Annotated in this window: 19 protein-coding genes and 1 pseudogene; 8 read left to right on the forward strand and 12 right to left on the reverse strand. The window is 66.4% G+C overall.

What is annotated here, in order from left to right:
- The first annotated feature begins 78 nt into the window (after positions 1-78).
- The gene (locus D8676_RS00220) at positions 79-816 is read left to right on the forward strand and encodes a class I SAM-dependent methyltransferase (protein ID WP_121579677.1); all 738 of its coding nucleotides are present in this window, start codon (positions 79-81) and stop codon (positions 814-816) included.
- A gap of 69 nt (positions 817-885) precedes the next feature.
- On the opposite strand, the pseudogene D8676_RS00225 reads toward D8676_RS00220, so the two are convergent.
- The 4 genes and pseudogenes from D8676_RS00225 to D8676_RS00240 form a co-directional block, all read right to left on the reverse strand.
- Positions 886-1,263, reverse strand: a pseudogene (locus D8676_RS00225) (VOC family protein); the annotation flags it as partial.
- 50 nt (positions 1,264-1,313) lie between these two features.
- Positions 1,314-1,805 (reverse strand): SRPBCC family protein, encoded by a 492-nt coding sequence (locus D8676_RS00230; RefSeq protein ID WP_121578837.1) that lies wholly within the window; start codon positions 1,803-1,805, stop codon positions 1,314-1,316.
- Positions 1,806-1,918: 113 nt separating this feature from the next.
- Positions 1,919-3,187 (reverse strand): RNA polymerase sigma factor, encoded by a 1,269-nt coding sequence (locus D8676_RS00235; RefSeq protein ID WP_121578838.1) that lies wholly within the window; start codon positions 3,185-3,187, stop codon positions 1,919-1,921.
- Positions 3,184-3,558, reverse strand: a complete 375-nt coding sequence (locus tag D8676_RS00240) for a YciI family protein (protein WP_121578839.1) — start codon at positions 3,556-3,558, stop codon at positions 3,184-3,186. The genes D8676_RS00235 and D8676_RS00240 overlap by 4 nt, the downstream gene beginning before the upstream one ends.
- A 184-nt stretch (positions 3,559-3,742) precedes the next feature.
- Here D8676_RS00240 and hrpB point away from each other — a divergent pair, with 184 nt between their 5' ends.
- From hrpB to D8676_RS00255, 3 genes are all read left to right on the forward strand, one after another.
- Positions 3,743-6,319, forward strand: a complete 2,577-nt coding sequence (gene hrpB / locus D8676_RS00245; RefSeq protein WP_121579678.1) for an ATP-dependent helicase HrpB — start codon at positions 3,743-3,745, stop codon at positions 6,317-6,319.
- Between the two features lie 94 nt (positions 6,320-6,413).
- A complete protein-coding gene (locus D8676_RS00250) occupies positions 6,414-7,733 on the forward strand; it encodes an ActS/PrrB/RegB family redox-sensitive histidine kinase (protein ID WP_121578840.1) in 1,320 nt (439 codons plus the stop codon).
- 82 nt (positions 7,734-7,815) lie between these two features.
- Entirely contained in the window at positions 7,816-8,379 is a 564-nt protein-coding gene (locus D8676_RS00255) for an ActR/PrrA/RegA family redox response regulator transcription factor (RefSeq protein ID WP_121578841.1), read from the forward strand.
- Positions 8,380-8,463: 84 nt separating this feature from the next.
- On the opposite strand, the gene D8676_RS00260 is transcribed toward D8676_RS00255, so the two are convergent.
- The 3 genes from D8676_RS00260 to D8676_RS00265 all read right to left on the reverse strand — a co-directional run bounded on the left by D8676_RS00260 (position 8,464) and on the right by D8676_RS00265 (position 9,592).
- On the reverse strand, positions 8,464-8,964 hold the full coding sequence (locus D8676_RS00260; protein WP_121578842.1) for an MmcB family DNA repair protein: 501 nt from the start codon (positions 8,962-8,964) through the stop codon (positions 8,464-8,466).
- A gap of 138 nt (positions 8,965-9,102) precedes the next feature.
- The gene (locus D8676_RS27145; RefSeq protein ID WP_183096907.1) at positions 9,103-9,279 is read right to left on the reverse strand and encodes a hypothetical protein; all 177 of its coding nucleotides are present in this window, start codon (positions 9,277-9,279) and stop codon (positions 9,103-9,105) included.
- A gap of 124 nt (positions 9,280-9,403) precedes the next feature.
- Entirely contained in the window at positions 9,404-9,592 is a 189-nt protein-coding gene (locus D8676_RS00265) for a hypothetical protein (protein ID WP_121578843.1), read from the reverse strand.
- A gap of 211 nt (positions 9,593-9,803) precedes the next feature.
- Here D8676_RS00265 and D8676_RS00270 point away from each other — a divergent pair, with 211 nt between their 5' ends.
- Together D8676_RS00270 and D8676_RS00275 are read left to right on the forward strand one after the other, a co-directional pair.
- Entirely contained in the window at positions 9,804-10,028 is a 225-nt protein-coding gene (locus tag D8676_RS00270; RefSeq protein WP_121578844.1) for a hypothetical protein, read from the forward strand.
- Positions 10,029-10,214: 186 nt separating this feature from the next.
- Complete coding sequence (locus tag D8676_RS00275; RefSeq protein WP_121579679.1) at positions 10,215-10,406, forward strand: hypothetical protein; 192 nt, start codon at positions 10,215-10,217, stop codon at positions 10,404-10,406.
- A 120-nt stretch (positions 10,407-10,526) separates the two neighbouring features.
- Here D8676_RS00275 and cueR read toward each other — a convergent pair whose 3' ends face one another.
- The gene (gene cueR / locus D8676_RS00280; protein WP_121578845.1) at positions 10,527-10,925 is read right to left on the reverse strand and encodes a Cu(I)-responsive transcriptional regulator; all 399 of its coding nucleotides are present in this window, start codon (positions 10,923-10,925) and stop codon (positions 10,527-10,529) included.
- A gap of 237 nt (positions 10,926-11,162) precedes the next feature.
- On the opposite strand from cueR, the gene D8676_RS00285 reads away from it, so the two are divergent.
- Together D8676_RS00285 and D8676_RS00290 are read left to right on the forward strand one after the other, a co-directional pair.
- Entirely contained in the window at positions 11,163-11,786 is a 624-nt protein-coding gene (locus tag D8676_RS00285) for a L,D-transpeptidase (protein ID WP_121578846.1), read from the forward strand.
- A 264-nt stretch (positions 11,787-12,050) separates the two neighbouring features.
- Positions 12,051-12,494 carry a hypothetical protein gene (locus D8676_RS00290; RefSeq protein WP_121578847.1) on the forward strand — a complete coding sequence of 148 codons (444 nt, stop codon included), beginning with the start codon at positions 12,051-12,053 and terminating at the stop codon, positions 12,492-12,494.
- A 10-nt stretch (positions 12,495-12,504) separates the two neighbouring features.
- Here the strand turns inward: D8676_RS00290 and D8676_RS00295 are convergent, their stop codons facing one another.
- The 4 genes from D8676_RS00295 to D8676_RS00310 all read right to left on the reverse strand — a co-directional run bounded on the left by D8676_RS00295 (position 12,505) and on the right by D8676_RS00310 (position 16,237).
- On the reverse strand, positions 12,505-13,083 hold the full coding sequence (locus tag D8676_RS00295) for a NifU family protein (RefSeq protein WP_121578848.1): 579 nt from the start codon (positions 13,081-13,083) through the stop codon (positions 12,505-12,507).
- Positions 13,084-13,235: 152 nt separating this feature from the next.
- On the reverse strand, positions 13,236-13,727 hold the full coding sequence (locus D8676_RS00300) for a universal stress protein (protein ID WP_121578849.1): 492 nt from the start codon (positions 13,725-13,727) through the stop codon (positions 13,236-13,238).
- A 145-nt stretch (positions 13,728-13,872) separates the two neighbouring features.
- Positions 13,873-14,940, reverse strand: coding sequence for a tryptophan--tRNA ligase (gene trpS / locus D8676_RS00305; protein WP_121578850.1), 1,068 nt, complete (start codon positions 14,938-14,940; stop codon positions 13,873-13,875).
- A gap of 106 nt (positions 14,941-15,046) precedes the next feature.
- Positions 15,047-16,237 (reverse strand): acyltransferase, encoded by a 1,191-nt coding sequence (locus D8676_RS00310; RefSeq protein ID WP_121578851.1) that lies wholly within the window; start codon positions 16,235-16,237, stop codon positions 15,047-15,049.
- Between the last annotated feature and the right edge of the window lie 84 nt (positions 16,238-16,321).

Below are 16,321 nucleotides of genomic sequence, written 5' to 3' on the forward strand. Positions count from 1 at the left end.
GACCTCGGCCTCGCCCCTCGCGGACGAGGTCCTACCGGCTTGGAACGTGCCTCGTCCTCCCTTGATGAGGAGATGAACATGGCACAGAATATCTACGACAATCCCGACTTCTTCACCGGCTACAGCCGGTTGCCCCGCCAGGTGCATGGGCTGCGCGGCGCGCCCGAATGGCCGGCGATCCGTTCCATGCTGCCGCCGCTCGCAGGCAAGCGCGTCGTTGACCTCGGTTGCGGCTTCGGCTGGGCTTCGCGCTGGATGCGCGAACAGGGCGCGGCCTCCGTGCTCGGCATCGACCTGTCGCGGAACATGATCGCCCGCGCCAGAGCCGACACCGCCGACCCGGCGATCGACTATCGGATCGCCGATCTGGAGACGCTGGAATTGCCTGAGGGCGCCTTCGACCTTGCCTACAGCGCCCTGACCTTTCACTACGTGAAGGATTTCCGGCGCCTTATAGGCATGATCCACAAGGCGTTGGCGGCGGATGGCGATCTCGTCTTCACCATCGAGCATCCGGTCTTCATGGCGGCGTCGCACCCGCACTGGATCGCGGATGACGAAGGACGCAAGAGTTGGCCGGTGAACGGCTACTCGATCGAAGGCGAGCGCCGGACCGACTGGTTCGCCAAGGGCGTGCTGAAATATCACCGGACGCTCGGCACGACGCTCAACGCAATGATCGATGAGGGTTTCGAGATTCGTCGCGTCGAAGAATTCGCGCCGACGCGCGAGCAGGTCGCAGAGATGCCCGAACTGGCCGAGGAGCTGGAGCGGCCGATGCTGCTGCTGGTCTCGGCGTCGAAGCCGGCGCCGTAGGGGCGCGCGGTCGCCCGCGCGAGCTGTCGCCCGGCAGGAGCACGATCTCCGGCCAGGCGACGGGCAGTTTCACGCCGGACCGACGATGCCCCAGGTGACGCCGAAGGGGTCCTTCAGCTGGCCGTATTTGTCGCCCCAGAACGCGACTTCCAGCGGCAGGGTCACCTCGGCGCCGGCATCGACCGCGCGCTTCCACCACGCATCCGCGTCGTCGACGACCAGATGCAGGCCGATGTTTCGCGGCGGCTCGTCGGGAGTGCCGTGCTCGGGGAACGGGTCGTTGAACATCATCGACCCGCCGTTGATCTTCACATGCACATGCATGGAGCGGCCGTCGGGCGTCTCGCGCCGGTCGATGAGCTTTGCGCCGAAGGCCTTCTCGTAGAAGGCGGTCGCCGCCTTGCTTTCGCTGACGGTGAAATAGGCGATCACGCCCGGGATGGACGGGCTCTTTTCTTCGGCCATGGTCTTTTCCTTTCCTGCGGATTTGTGTCCTGTCAGATCGTCTTCAGCAGCTCGGCGAGCTGGTCGGCGCACTGGCCCCAGCCCTCGTGGAAGCCCATCTTCTCGTGGGCCTCGCGGTCCTCGACGGTCCAGTGGCGCGCGCGCGCCGTATAGCGGGTCCGGCCGTCGCCGAGATCGTCGAAGGTGACGATCGCCGTCATGAACGGCTTTTCCGAAGGCTGCCACGCCTCGGTGAAGGCGTCGGTCATGACAAGCCTTTCGTTCTCGACGACTTCCAGGAAGACGCCGGGATTCGGGTAATCCTTGCCCTCGGGGTCGCGCATCACGACGAGGCTGGAGCCGCCTGGCCTGACATCCAGCGACACGCCGGAGATCGTCCAGGGGCGCGGCACGAACCACTGCTTCAAGAGTTTTGGCTCGGTCCAGGCGCGATAGACCTTCTCGGGCGGGGCGTCGAAGATGCGTTCCAGGACGAGTTCGCGATCGGCGGGGAATTCGGCGTCGACCTTGGCTTGGACGTTCATCATTTCCTCCTGACAACAGCCCCCGTTTGGAGGCTCCATGTCCCTATGACGATTGGCCCGCACCCGTTTCGACACAGGCTGACCAAGAATCTTGGATTTTTTCAGGAGGGCTGTCAGGAGGCCTTGCCGGAAGCCTTCGACGTTTCCGCGGCCAGCCGGTCGAGATGCATGCGGATATGGGCCGCCTCGGCGGCGGAATTGGCGAGCGAGATGGCGCGGTCGAAGGCGGCGCGAGCCTCGGCATGGCGGCCGAGCTGCATCAGGAGCCCGCCCTTGACGCCGAAGAAGTGGAAATAGCCGGAGAGTTTTTGCGCCAGCGGCTCGATCATGTCGAGCGCCGCCTGCGCGCCACGCGACTTCGATACGGCGACGGCGCGGTTCAGCGTGACGACAGGCGACGGCTGGATCGCTTCCAGTCCCTGGTAGAGCAGGTCGATCTGCGCCCAGTCGGTATCCTCCGGCCGCCTGGCGCGGGCGTGCAAAGCCGCGATCGCCGCCTGTATCTGGTAGGCGCCGGGACGGCGGTGGCGCATAGCCTTGTCGATCAGCGCCAGCCCTTCGGCGATCATCTTGGCGTTCCATTTCGTGCGGTCCTGGTCGTCTAGCAGCACGACCATGCCGTCGGCGTCGAAGCGCGCCGCAACGCGCGCGTGCTGGAGAAGCAGCAGCGCGGTCAACCCCATGATCTCTGGTTCGGACGGGAACAGGCGCAGGAGCAGGCGGGCCAGCCGGATAGCCTCGTCGCAGAGCGGCGCGCGCATCGGCACGTCGCCGCCGCTCGCCGAATAACCCTCGTTGAAGACGAGGTAGACCATGGCCGCGACCGACGCGAGCCGTTCGGAGCGCTCGACCGGCCCCGGCGCCTCGAACGGCACCGACGCATCGGCTATTCGTCCCTTGGCGCGGGTGATGCGCTGCTCCATGGCGCTCTCGCCGACCAGGAAGGCGCGCGCGATCTGCCTGACCGAGAGGCCCGACACGATGCGCAGCGCTACTGCGATCTGCTGCGTCGCCGGGAGATCCGGATGGCAGCAGATGAACAGGAGCCGCAGGATGTCGTCGCGGTAGTCGGCGCCGTCGAGCCGCTCGGCGATCTCCGCCTCTGCGTCGCCGAGATCGGACAGCACCCGCTCGTCGGGCAGCGGGTCGTTCTTCGCGCGCCGCCGCACCGCGTCGATCGCCGTGTTGCGGCCGACGAAGATCAGCCAGGCGGTGGGGTCGCGCGGCGGCCCGTTCTCGGGCCAGTTCCTCAGCGCGCGCAGGCAGGCTTCCTGGAATGCCTCCTCGGCCGTGTCGAGGTCGCGGAAGTAGCGCAGCAATGCCGCCACCGCCTGCGGCCTCGCCGAGGTGAGAAGGGGGTCTATCCAGGCAATGTCGGTCATATCGTTGGGGCAACCGGGCTGAACACCCCGACGGGGCGTATTTCGTAGGAGCCGCCGCTGGGGTTGGCGTCGGAGAGTTCCTTGGCGAAGGCGACGGCCTCCTCGAGATCGGCGACGTCGATCGTGTAGAAACCGAGCAGCTGCTCCTTGGTCTCGGCGAAGGGGCCGTCGAGCACCAGCGGCTCGCCCTTCACCTTGCGCAGCGTGGTGGCGGCGGTGGTCGGCAGAAGCCGCGCCACCGGGCCGAGCTTGCCGGCCTTGGCGTATTTCTCCTGGACGACGAAGAGGTTCCGCATGACCTCCTCGTCCTGTTCCTTCGTCCAGGAGCAGATGGCGTCTTCGGAGGCGTAGCAGAGCACGGCATAAAGCATTGTCGGTTCTCCTTCATCGAGGACGAAAGAGTTAGGGCAAGCCCGACATGGCGTCGACAATAAATCGACCCCCGGCAATGGCGGCCGGTGCCTGCTGGGGCTAGTCGGTCGCGGTCCCGACGGAGGCTTCCGCCCTGCAACAATGGATTGCCCCGCCAATGCCGCGCCTGCTAATGCGCGCGGCATGCCGCCGCTCCCGAAACTCCCGGTCACCGACATCCTGCCTGCGCTGGCGCAGGCGCTCGATGCCGGCCGCAACGCGGTGCTGGTCGCGCCGCCCGGCGCCGGCAAGACGACGCTGGTGCCGTTGGCGCTGCTCGACGCGTCGTGGGGGAAGAGCGGCCGCATCGTTCTGCTGGAGCCGCGCCGGCTCGCCGCCCGCGCCGCGGCCCGCCGCATGGCCCAGCTGCTCGGCGAGGAACCGGGGGCAACGGTCGGCTACGCGATGCGCATGGAAAGCCGCATGTCGGCGAAGACGCGCATCATGGTGGTCACCGAGGGCGTTCTGGCGCGCATGATCCTCGACGATCCCGAACTGCCCGGCGTCTCGGCGGTGCTGTTCGACGAATTCCACGAGCGTTCGCTGGACGGGGATTTCGGGCTGGCGCTGGCGCTCGACGTGCAGGGCGCGCTGCGCCCCGACCTCCGCCTTGTGGTGATGTCGGCGACGCTCGACGGCGCACGTGTCGCGAAGCTGCTCGACGGCGCGCCGGTGATCGAGAGCGAAGGGCGCAGCTTTCCGGTCGAGATCCGCCATGACGAGCGCCCGGGCGGCGTGCCCGTCGAGGACGCCATGGCGAAGGCGATCCGCGAGGCGATCGCCGCCGAGCCGGGCAGCGTGCTCGCCTTCCTGCCTGGCCAGCGCGAAATCGAGCGCACGGCCGAGCGGCTGCAAGGCCGGCTGCCGGACAATTGCGACGTCGTCCCGCTCTACGGCCAGCTCGACGGCAAGGCGCAGGACGCGGCGATCAGGCCGCCGCCCGAGGGACGCCGCAAGGTGGTGCTCGCCACCTCCATCGCCGAGACGTCGATCACCATCGACGGCGTCAGGGTGGTGATCGATTCTGGCCTGTCGCGGCTGCCGCGCTACGAGCCCTCGACGGGGCTGACCCGCCTTGAAACCGTCCGCGCCAGCCGCGCCTCCGCCGACCAGCGCGCCGGCCGCGCGGGCCGCACCGAGCCCGGCGTCGCCATCCGCCTGTGGCGCGCCGAGCAGACGGCGGCGCTGCCCGCCTTCACCCCGCCCGAAATCCTGCAGGCCGATCTGTCCGGCCTGCTGCTCGACTGCGCGGCCTTCGGCGTCGCCGACCCGACGACGCTGCGCTTCCTCGACCCGCCACCCGGCCCGGCGCTTGCCGAGGCGCGGGCGCTTCTGCTGGGCCTCGACGCGATCGACGAGGCAGGCCGGCTGACCGAGGCTGGCGAGGCGATGCGCAAACTGGCGCTGCCGGCGCGGCTGGCGCACATGGTCGCCGAGGCGGCAAGGAACGGGCAGGCCGGGATCGCTGCCGAACTCGCGGTGCTCATCACCGAGCGTGGCCTCGGCGGCGACAGCGTCGACCTCGAGCGGCGACTGATGCGGTTTCGCAGCGAGCGCGGACCGCGCGCGCAGGCGGCAAGGGGGCTGGCGGAAAGGCTGGCGCGGAATGTTCCCTCCCCCTTGAGGGGAGGGTGGACGGACGCCGAAGGCGTCCGGACGGGTGGGGTCCGTGCGGCCGGGCGCAACGCCAAGGCGGTGCCTCCTGAGGCAACCCCCACCGCCGCCTTCGGCGGCACCTCCCCCTCAAGGGGGGAGGAAAAGGCCGGCGCGCTCCTCCTTCACGCCTGGCCGGACCGCGTCGCCAAGGCGCGCGGCGAGCGCGGCCGCTTCGTGCTCGCCAATGGCAGCGGTGCGCAGCTCGACGCCGCCGACCCGCTCGCCGGCGAGGCCTTCCTCGTCGTCGCCGACCTGCAGGGCAAGGCGCAGAGCGCGCGCATCGCTTCGGCGGCGGCCGTGTCGGAGGAGGATATCCGCGCGACCCTCGGCCACCGCATCGAGACGCGTACGGAAAGCGCCTTCGATCCGCAAAAACGCTCGGTGCGCGTCAGGGAAACCGCGCGCCTCGGTGCGATAACGCTCTCCGAGCGCATGCTTCCTGCTCCGACAGGGGCCGAAGCCGACCGGGCGATGCTTGCCGCCATCCGCGAGCACGGCCTGCCGCTGCTCGACTGGAGCAAGGAGGCCGAGGCGCTGCGCCAGCGCCTGTCATGGCTCCATCGCGGGCTCGGCGCGCCTTGGCCTGACGTTTCCGACGAGGCGCTCGTCGCATCACTCGACGACTGGCTGCTGCCCTTCCTTCACGGCGAGGCATCCTTCGCGCGCATCGACGCGAGCGCTCTCCACGCCGGGCTGATGTCGCTGGTGCCGCACGATCTGCAGCGGAAAATCGGCGCTCTTGCCCCCACTCATTTCGACGCGCCGTCGGGCAGTCGCGTGCCGATCCGATATGACGGCGAATGGCCGGTGCTGGCGATCCGCGTGCAGGAGCTGTTCGGCCTCGGCGCGCATCCTTCGATCGCCGACGGCAAGGTGCCGTTGACGCTGGAGCTGCTGTCGCCGGCGCACCGGCCGATCCAGACGACGCGCGACCTGCCCGGTTTCTGGCGCGGCTCCTGGGCCGACGTGCGCAGCGACATGCGCGGCCGCTATCCGAAACATGTCTGGCCCGACGATCCGCTCGCGGCGACTGCGACGGCCCGCGCCAAGCCGCGCTCGAGATAGACGAAATCCGCACAGTACGAGGCGGGATTCGCGTCCGGGAAGTCGCTCGAAATAATCCGCGCGGACGCCATGCCGACAGGCTATACAGGCGGCCATGCCGCTCAACACGCCCCATCCCGGCCAGAGCCAGAGGCTGCGCCTCAACACGCTGGTTCGGCTTCGCTGGCTCGCCATCGTCGGCCAGAGCATCACCGTCGTCATCGTCGCCTATGGCCTCGGCTTTCCGTTTCCCGTCATTCCCTGCTTCGCGCTGATCGCCTGCTCGGCGGCGCTCAACGTCTATCTGGCGCTGCATTACCCCTCGACGCACCGGCTGCCGCCGCAGGAGGCGTTCGTCATCCTCACCTTCGACGCGCTGCAGCTCGCCGGCCTGCTCTACATGACGGGCGGGCTCACCAACCCGTTCTCGCTGCTGATGGCGGTGCCGGTCGTCGTCTCGGCGACCTCGCTGCCGCTCGCCATGACGGCGCTGCTCGGGGGCATGGTCGTCGCCATGGCGACGCTGCTCGCCTTCTTCCATCTGCCGCTGCCCTGGTATGACGGCGCCGAACTCGCAATGCCCTTCATCTATGTCGCGGGCACCTGGGTGGCGCTTTCCTCGTCGATCGCCTTCACCGGCATCTACGCCTTCCGTGTCGCCGAGGAAGCGCGGCTGCTTGCCAACGCGCTGTCGGCCACCGAGCTCGTGCTGCAGCGAGAGCAGCATCTTTCCGCGCTGGACGGGCTCGCCGCCGCCGCCGCGCATGAGCTTGGCACGCCGCTCGCCACGATCGCGCTGGTCGCCCGCGAGATGGAGCGCTCCCTCGGCTCCGACCATATCCATGCCGACGACGTGAAGCTGCTGCGGTCGCAGAGCGAGCGCTGCCGCGAGATCCTGAAGCAGCTCACCAGCCTGTCGTCGGAAGGCGAGGCGCATCTGGCGCGGCTGCCGCTGACCTCGCTGGTCGAGGAGGTTACCGCCCCGCATCGCGATTTCGGCATCGCTATAAAACTGGAGCCCGGCGAACGGCACGGCCCCGAACCGGTCGGCCGCCGCAATCCCGGCGTCATCTATGGGCTCGGCAATCTGGTCGAGAACGCCGTCGACTTCGCCAAAAAGCGCGTCACCATCGGCTGGCGCTGGAACGACGAGGAGATCGCCTTCAGCATCGTCGACGACGGCCCCGGCTTCCCGCCCGAAATCGTCAGCCGCATCGGCGAGCCCTACATGTCGACCCGCCAGGGCGTCGAGCGCGGCGGCGGGCTGGGGCTGGGCCTTTTCATCGCCAAGACCCTGCTCGAACGCTCGGGCGCGACGCTGTCCTTCCGCAACTCCAACACGCCGGGCGAGGGCGCTCTGGTGGAGATCGTCTGGCCGCGCGCCGCCTTCCTTGCGCCGATGCAGGCGGCCGAACCGATGTTCGACACGGCGTGAAACGGCCGGAATCGCGGCGAAAATTGGACAAGCCGGCTGACCGGACTTATTTGAGGCCCATATTTAAGAGCGGAAGACCACGATGACCCCGGACGACACCACCGACATTGCCATGATCGAGGGCGACGCCTCGCTGCTGATCGTCGACGACGACAAGCCCTTCCTGACCCGGCTGGCGCGCGCCATGGAAGGCCGAGGCTTCGCCGTCGAGACCGCGGAGAGCGTCGAGGAGGCGGTCGCCAAGGCGCGCGCCAACCCGCCGGCCTACGCGGTGGTCGACATGCGGCTCGGCGACGGCAACGGGCTCGACGTGGTGGCGGCGATCCGCGAGGGCCGCGAAGACTCCCGCGCCGTCATCCTCACCGGCTACGGCAACATCGCTACCGCGGTCACCGCGGTGAAACTCGGCGCGGTCGACTATCTGTCGAAGCCCGCCGACGCCGACGACATCTACGCCGCGCTGACCCGCACCACGGGCGAGCGCGCAGCGCCGCCGGAAAACCCGATGTCGGCCGACCGCGTCCGCTGGGAACACATCCAGCGGGTCTACGAGATGTGCGACCGCAACGTCTCCGAAACCGCAAGGCGGCTCAACATGCACCGCAGGACGCTGCAGCGGATACTGGCGAAGCGGGCGCCGCGGTGAAAAAGAGCGAATAGGAAATAGCGAATAGCGAATAGTCGCTGCCGCATTTTCTTCCTGTTCGCTACTCGCTACTCGCTATTCGCTTCACTCACTCTCCCCATCCAGCGCCGGCACCGCCACGCCGGCGAGTTCCGCCGCGAGCAGCCTTGCCGCGCCGGCGCGCGCGATCCTCAGCATCAGCGCCTTGCGGGTGGCGGCGGCCATCCGGTGCTCGGGCGCGTCGCGCATGATCTCGGCGCCGTAGCCGTCGGAGAGGATGAAGCCGCATTCCTCGGGAAAGATCCCGGCCGGCACTTCCGGGTGCGTGGCGAAGAAGAAGCGGTCGGAGTGCAGCCGGTATTCCGGCCATTTGCGATCGACGCGGAAATCCTCGATCGAGGATTTGATCTCGATGATCCAGATGTCGCCCTGCCGGGTCAGCGCGACGAGGTCGGCCCGCCGGCCGGTCGCCAGGCTGAGCTCGGGCAGCACATGCGCGCCCATCTCGGCGAGAAGCCGCTGCACGCCGCGGCGCACGATCATGGCGCGCTCGGACTGGCGGCCGTCGACGAGGGGATTTTGCAGAATCGGCGAAACGATGGGCATGGCTCCACCATGCCAGCTTTTGTTCACGATTTGAACTCGTTTCGGAGTGGCGGTTGCAGATTACCAGATCGAAACGGAAGAGAGTGGCATCTATGGCGCCTTGATGGGGGGTCGGCTGGTGCTCGTTATGTGGCTGGTTTAGGCGGCGTAAAAGAATAGCGCGCCGCCTGCACAGGCAAGACTCAGAAACAAACCAAGATACGCGGCGGCGATCTTGCGGTCGGACACACTCCGCCAGCTTCCGTCATAAAGATCGTATCGGTGGACCAGGAAGATCGCTAATCCGAACCCGGCGATTATCATGAAAGCCAGCATGGTCGATCATATCCACGAGCGTCTGTTTCGAAGCTGGCCTGTCAAATACATAATCACCTTCGCTGGAGCCATCACAGATTTGCTGAAGGGCTCGGCTGAAAATCCGGCCGGATCTGCTGACGGATCACTGGTAGATTGGCAGGGTGGAGGTCCAGATGGCCAGGCCGATCACCGCCACGATGATCCAGAACAAAGAGTTGATGAGCATCCGCACGAGGTCGCGGTTCTGGTCCTGCGTCACGCCCAACCGATCCGACACCCAGTCGCCCGGCGCGATGAAGATCCAGAGGATCGCATCCAGAATCCTGCGCATCCGCCTGAATAGCACGGTTTCACGGATGTGAGAGGGGTCTCGGGACCGGCGCGCAAGCGGCGCGACCGCCACGGCCGCGCGTGCCGGACAGCGGCCGCGGGCCGGTTTTCGCCGTGCCGGTTCTCTCGCGCCCGAACACTCAAAAGTTATTGCGGGGTCTCGGCAATGCGCTAGCTTGGTCCTCGGGCGGGGTCATTCGGGAGGAATGGCCATGAAGTTCGGATCGACGGCCAATCCGCAGCAGGTCGCGGCGATGGGGCATGTCGTCGACGCCTATTGCAAACATCTGGGCATAGGCCACGGGACGCCGGAAGAAGAGCATATCGCGTCGCTGGTGCTTGCGCTCCACGAGGTCGGCATCAGGGGCGAGAGCGAGCTGCTGCGTGCCTTGATCGTGCCCGACCACAGGCTGCCCTCGGCATCCCGGGAACATTGAGGGCGAGCCGCGCGGGTTGCCCGGTCCAGCCGAAGTCGACCCGCTCAAAAAATCGCGCCGCAATGTCATTTGTTGCTGCGGCCGCCGCTGGCAGTCCCTACGGTGATCTCATCGTCGGACACTGACCAGGGCGCCGGCGGCAGAAAGAGCCCACAGATGCTTTCGCCCCAGAAGAGGCCGAAGCGCATGGTTGTCCCAGAAAATCTTTTCGAAGGACGCGCCGGCGTCGAACTGTTCGAAGCGGGCGACGAATGGTGCGTCAGGATCGTCGAGAACGGCGACGAGCAGGTCTCGTCATTCGTGATCGAATCCTTCGCCATGGCCTTCGCAGAAGGCCAGCGCATCCGCCTCGGCCTCGACGGCGTCGTCCGGCGTTAGCGCAATTCCAGCAAAAGTGCGGTTTTGCGTCGGCAATCGCGTAACGACAATAGGCAGAGCGGTTCCGCGATCCGGAGAAAGACGGAACACTCCAGGTCGCAGGGATCGTGCCGCCGACCGTCAGTTCCTGACGGCTTGGCCTGCCATGTCGTCGAGGATCGGGCAGTCGGGCCGCTCGTCGCCGTGGCAGGCGTGGATCAGCGTTTGCAGCGTCGCGCGCGTGGACTGCAGCTCGCGCACCTTCTCCTCGATCGCCGCGACATGGTTTTTGGCGAGCTCGCGCACGTCGTGGCTGGCGCGGCTCTTGTCGCGGTAGAGCGCCATCAGCTGCCGGCAATCCTCGATCGAGAAGCCGAGCCCGCGGGCGCGGCGCAGGAAGGCGAGCCGATGGACGTCGTCGCTCGAATAGTCGCGGTAGCCGTTGCCGGCGCGGGCCGGGCTGATCAGGCCGATGTCCTCATAGTAGCGGATGGTCCTTGCGGGGAGGCCCGAGCGGCGGGCGGCAGCGCCGACATTCATGCTCAACAATCCTGGGTCAGGGCGGCGATTCTGCAGGGTCTGCGAAAACGGGCCATTGATTTTGCTTCACATTCTCGTGAACCGTGTTGCCAAAATGCCATAGCAGGCGGCTTACTTGGCGTCATATGGAGCATATAAGAAATCTGCCCTTGGCAGACAAAGCCGCGTCAACCTAAGAATGGCGAAAATGCGGCTCGAATCGGGCCTCTACTGGCTGATCGGGGACTGAGACCAAGCATGCAGACCAAGTCACTGCTCGTTGCTGCCGGACTTGCCTTCGCCACGGCGCTGGCCGGCTGCTCGACGGACGGCACGGGCGGGTTCTCGTCGATCGCCTCCTACAACGCCCGCACCGACGCAGGCTACCGCATCCCGGCCATCCCGATCACCAAGGTGCCGGCCAAGTATCGTCGCCAGACGGTCAACTACCAGACCAGCGAGAAGCCGGGCACGATCATCGTCGACACCGGCGAGAAGCATCTCTATTTCGTGGAGGGCGGCGGCAAGGCCGTCCGCTACGGCATCGGCGTCGGCCGCGAAGGCTTCGAGTGGAAGGGCACGGCGAAGGTCGCCGCCAAGCGCGAATGGCCGGTGTGGACGCCGCCGCCGGAGATGATCCGCCGCCAGCCCGAACTGGCGAAGTGGCGCGGCGGCATGCCGGGTGGCCCGCAGAACGCACTCGGCGCGCGCGCCCTCTACCTCCACAACAAGAGCGGCGACACCGGCTACCGCCTGCACGGCACGCCGGAATGGTGGTCGATCGGCAAGGCGATGTCGTCCGGCTGCATCCGCATGATGAACCAGGACGTGGTCGATCTTTACGACCGCTCCAGCGTAGGGGCGAAAGTCATCGTCAAATAGACGAAAGCGAATATCCGCGGACCGTCTCGGCAACACGAGCGTCCAAGACAGAAAACCGGGTCGGGGGGCCCGGTTTTTTGTTGTCTGACTTTACGTCAAGCCGTAAACCATAGGCAGACGCGTTGCCGTGCCCGGTCGGGTAGAGGAGCGGCATCGCGCGGGCAAAGGCGGCATTCGGGAAAGCGCGCTGGTCGGAATGACCGCGACGACAAATGGTCGTCGCCGACCGGCAGGCCTTTCCGGAAAGAAGGCGAAGGGGTTGGCATGAACATGAGCGAGCGTTTCGAGACGCGCGGCGAGATCGGGCATTCCATTTCAGGAGTCAGAGACCAGCTGGCGCTGCAGGCGAGGGTCTTCACCGTGGCGGTGGGCATTTCGGTGATCGTGCTCGGGTTCCTCTACTACCAGTATATGGGCTTGGCGGAAAAATACGCCGACCTGCAGGCGGCCCACGTCAGGATCGAAGGCCAGCTCGAGGCGGCGATCGCCAATGTCGCCAAGGTCAAGCTGGACACCGAGCAGAGCCGCGTCGACGCGCGCGAGGTCAAGAGCCTGCTGGAGGCGGCTCTGAAGCCGCCGGGAGCGCCCACCAGCGCCTCTTTCCCGGGATGGCTGGGCATCAAGGCGGACGGGCCGAAGGAGGCCAAGGGCCTCATCGACCAGTACAAGACGCCGGTCTGGATCTACGCGACCAGCCCGACGGAGTAGGGGATGCCGGTCAGGCGACCTGCTCGACCTGCTGCACCTCGGGCACGAAGTGGCGGAGCAGGTTCTGGATGCCGTGCTTAAGCGTCGCCGTCGATGACGGGCAGCCCGCGCAGGCGCCCTTCATGTTGAGGAACACGACGCCGTTCTCGTAGCCGCGGAAAGTGATGTCGCCGCCGTCCTGGGCGACGGCCGGCCGCACGCGCGTGTCGAGCAACTCCTTGATCGTGACCACGATCTCCTCGTCGGCCTTGTCGTAGAACTCGCCTTCCTGGTCGGCGCGGTCGGCGCGCGCCTGACCGTCGCTCGCCATGACCGGCGCGCCCGACATGAAATGCTCCATGATGGCGCCGAGGATGGCCGGCTTCAGATGCTGCCATTCCGGCCCTTCGTCCTTGGTGACGGTGACGAAATCGTAGCCGAAGAAGACGCCGGTCACGCCGGGGATGGCAAAAAGCTTGCCGGCCAGCGGCGAAGCCTCGGCGGCGCTCTCGGCGTCGCGGAAATCGGCGGTGCCGTCGGCAAGCACTTCCTTGCCGGGCAGGAACTTCAGGGTCGCCGGATTGGGGGTCGCCTCGGTCTGGATGAACATGGTGTCTCCTGGCCAATCTGGGGCCGCTCGGGACATGGGTGCGCTCGAGCAATCGGCCGTTTCTTTGGAATAATTCTAAATAGGCCTGTTTCCGGGCACATTCAAGCGAAAGCGGATACAGCTTCGGGCCGGCGCGGGGAACAGTTTTTCGCTCAGGAGATGCTGTCTATGTCGTCGTCCGACAGATTTTGCGGCACCACCGTGACCGGAACCGGGAAGGCCGCGCCCTTGCCGGCGATCGAGGCGACCAGCGGGCCCGGTCCCTCCTTGGCGGCGCCGGCCGCCAGCACCAGGATCGCTATGTCCTGGTCCTCCTCGATCAGCTTGTGGATCTCCTCCACCGCCTTGCCTTCGCGGACCACCAGTTCCGGCTCGATGCCGACCTGGTCGCGCACCTTGGTGGCGTAGACGTCGAGGGCGGCGCCTGCGGTCTGCATCGCCTCCTCGCGCATGATCTTCTCGACGCCCAGCCAGTGCTGGAAGTCGCCGGGCTCGATGACATAGAGAAGCACCAGCACGCCGCCCGTGCTCTTCGCCCGCTTTGACGCATAGGCGACGGCGCGCTCGCATTCCGGCGTCTCGTCGACGACCGCCAGGAACTTGCGCCGATGCCCGGCCTCGCGACTCAGACGTTTGGAGACCATGTCCTACTCCCTCCCCACGCGGCACGCGGGTCGATCCTCCTCGGCCCCCTTCCGGTTGCGCGCAATTTGCCACCCGCCCGGGCGGGCGGCAAGATCGCAGCGATTGACGTAGCGTCCGGCCAGCGCGTGCTCCTGCCGCCAACCCTTAATTGTCAAGCAGTCCGATGATCTCGCGCACGGTCTTCATCGTGGCTTCGGCCTTGGCGCCGGCCCGCTCGCCGCCGTCGCGCAGCACCGAATCGACATAGGCGCGGTCGGCCGAGATGCGCCGCATCTCGCCGGCCACCGGGGCGAGCTTCTCCACCGCGAGATCGGCCAGCGCTGGCTTGAATTCGGAGAACTGCCTGCCGCCGAACTCCTTCAGGACCGCTTCCGCCGACGTATCGGCAAGCCCCGCATAGATGCCGACGAGGTTTTCCGCCTCAGGCCTTCCCTCGAGGCCGTCGACTTCGCTCGGCAGCGCGTCCGGATCGGTCTTCGCCTTCCTGATCTTCTTCGAGATCGTCTCGGCGTCGTCGGTGAGGTTGATGCGCGAGAGGTCGGAAGGGTCCGACTTCGACATCTTCTTGGAGCCGTCGCGCAGGCTCATGATGCGCGCGGCCGGGCCGCCGATGACAGGCTCGGTGATCGGGAAGAAGCCGTTCACCGTCTCCTCGCCGACCTTCATCTCGACGCCGACGCCGAGATCGGCGATGCGCGCCGAAAAATCATTGTTGAACTTCTGCGCGATGTCGCGCGTCAGCTCGAGGTGCTGCTTCTGGTCGTCGCCGACCGGCACGTGGGTGGCGCGGTAGACCAGGATGTCGGCGGCCATCAGGCTCGGATAGGCGAGCAGGCCGAGCGAGGCGTTCTCGCGGTCCTTGCCGGCCTTGTCCTTGAACTGCGTCATGCGGTTCATCCAGCCGATGCGCGCCACGCAGTTGAAGATCCAGGCGAGCTCTGCATGCTGCAGCACGCGGCTCTGGTTGAAGACGATGTGCTTCTTCGGGTCGATGCCGGAGGCGAGGAAGGCGGCGGTGATCGAGCGGGTCTGCTCGACGAGGTCCTGATGGACGAGTTGCGCGGTCAGCGAATGCAGGTCGACGACGCAGTAGATGCAGTCATTGGTGTCCTGCAGCGCCACGAACTTCTTGATCGCGCCGAGATAGTTGCCGAGGTGGAGGTTGCCTGTCGGCTGGACGCCGGAGAAGACGAGTTGCTTGAAGCCGGACATTTCTTTTTCCTATGGCTTGTGGACGGCCGTCTCGCGCGCGGCGAGAGTCCTTGCGGACGGCGCGCTTATGAACGAGCCGGCGTTCCGGATCAAGCCTCGTGAAAGCTTACGCCCGTGCGCTGGCTGGCTTGGCCGCTGCCGATCGGGACGGCTTGTCGGAGAGCCCGACCAGCGGCTTCAGCGACGACGGCAGCAGGTCGGCGAGTATGGCGAAGAGAAGCGAGCCCGCCGCGGTAGCGGCGGCGACCAGCAGATATTCCGTCCATACGCCGAGCCCCAGCGGCAGCACGTAGAACAGGGCCGCGACCACCACGGTCTGGTGCACGATGTAGAGCGGGAAGATCTTCCGGTTGAGCCAGGAAAGCGCGCGGCTGCCCTTGTTGAGATGCGCCGCCGCATAGCCGACCGCGGCGAGGATGGTCGACCAGGCGAGCGCGAAGAGCAGCACCTTGAAGAGCGGCGTCATCTCATTGTAGTCGCCGATGGAATAGCCGCCGGCGCCGGTCCAGGAAAAGACATAGAGGCAGGCGGCGATGGTCAGCGACAGGGCGAGGCTGGCATGCCGGCGCGAGATGATCGCGCCGATCACCGCCGCATGATGTTTCGCAATCAGGAAGCCCAGCCCGAACCAGCTCGCCCAGGCGGCGAACCAGGCGCCGTCATTGTAGAGCGCGTTGGTCTGGCGCGGGAAGAAGGGCGACAGCGCGAGGTTGAGCACCAGCGGCAGCAGGAAGAAGAGATAGATGGCGTTGCTGCGAGCCTGCCTCTCGAACCAGTCCATCACCGGCCGCATGACCGGTTGGGTGACCAGGCGGAACACCGGGTAGCAGACGAAGCACATGACGATCAGGTAGCCGACGAACCACATGTGTGCCCAGGTGAAGTTGCCGTCGGGATATTTGCCCTCGGTGAAATAGCGGGTCAGCCAGAAGGTGAGCAGCGAGCCCCGGTAGCCGTCCTCCCACATGCGCTCGTACCAGACCTGCGGCACCACGATCACGCACATGGCGAAGATCAGCGGCACGAAGAGGCGCAGGAAACGTTCTTTCAGGAAATCGAGCCCGGTCGAGGAGCGGAACACGAACCAGGTGCCCATGCCTGAAACGAAGAAAAGCAGCGCCAACCGCCAGGCGCGCGGATACATCATCACCAGCGACAGCGTCTCGCTGCCCTGGGGGCTCGAGATCAGCCATTTCATGTCGGGGAAAAAGGCGACCGACGAATGGTAGGCGATCAGGATCGCGAAGGCGATGACGCGCAGCCAGTCGACATAATAGAGCCGTGTCGTCGGCTGCATGTCTGACACCCCAACCACAATATTCTACCGTTTTGCTTTAGCGCCCGAATGCTTCATCCGCGTTAACCGGGAAATGCGAATTGA

Source organism: Mesorhizobium sp. YM1C-6-2 (assembly GCF_003666685.1).
In the GTDB taxonomy this organism is placed as follows: domain Bacteria; phylum Pseudomonadota; class Alphaproteobacteria; order Rhizobiales; family Rhizobiaceae; genus Mesorhizobium_K.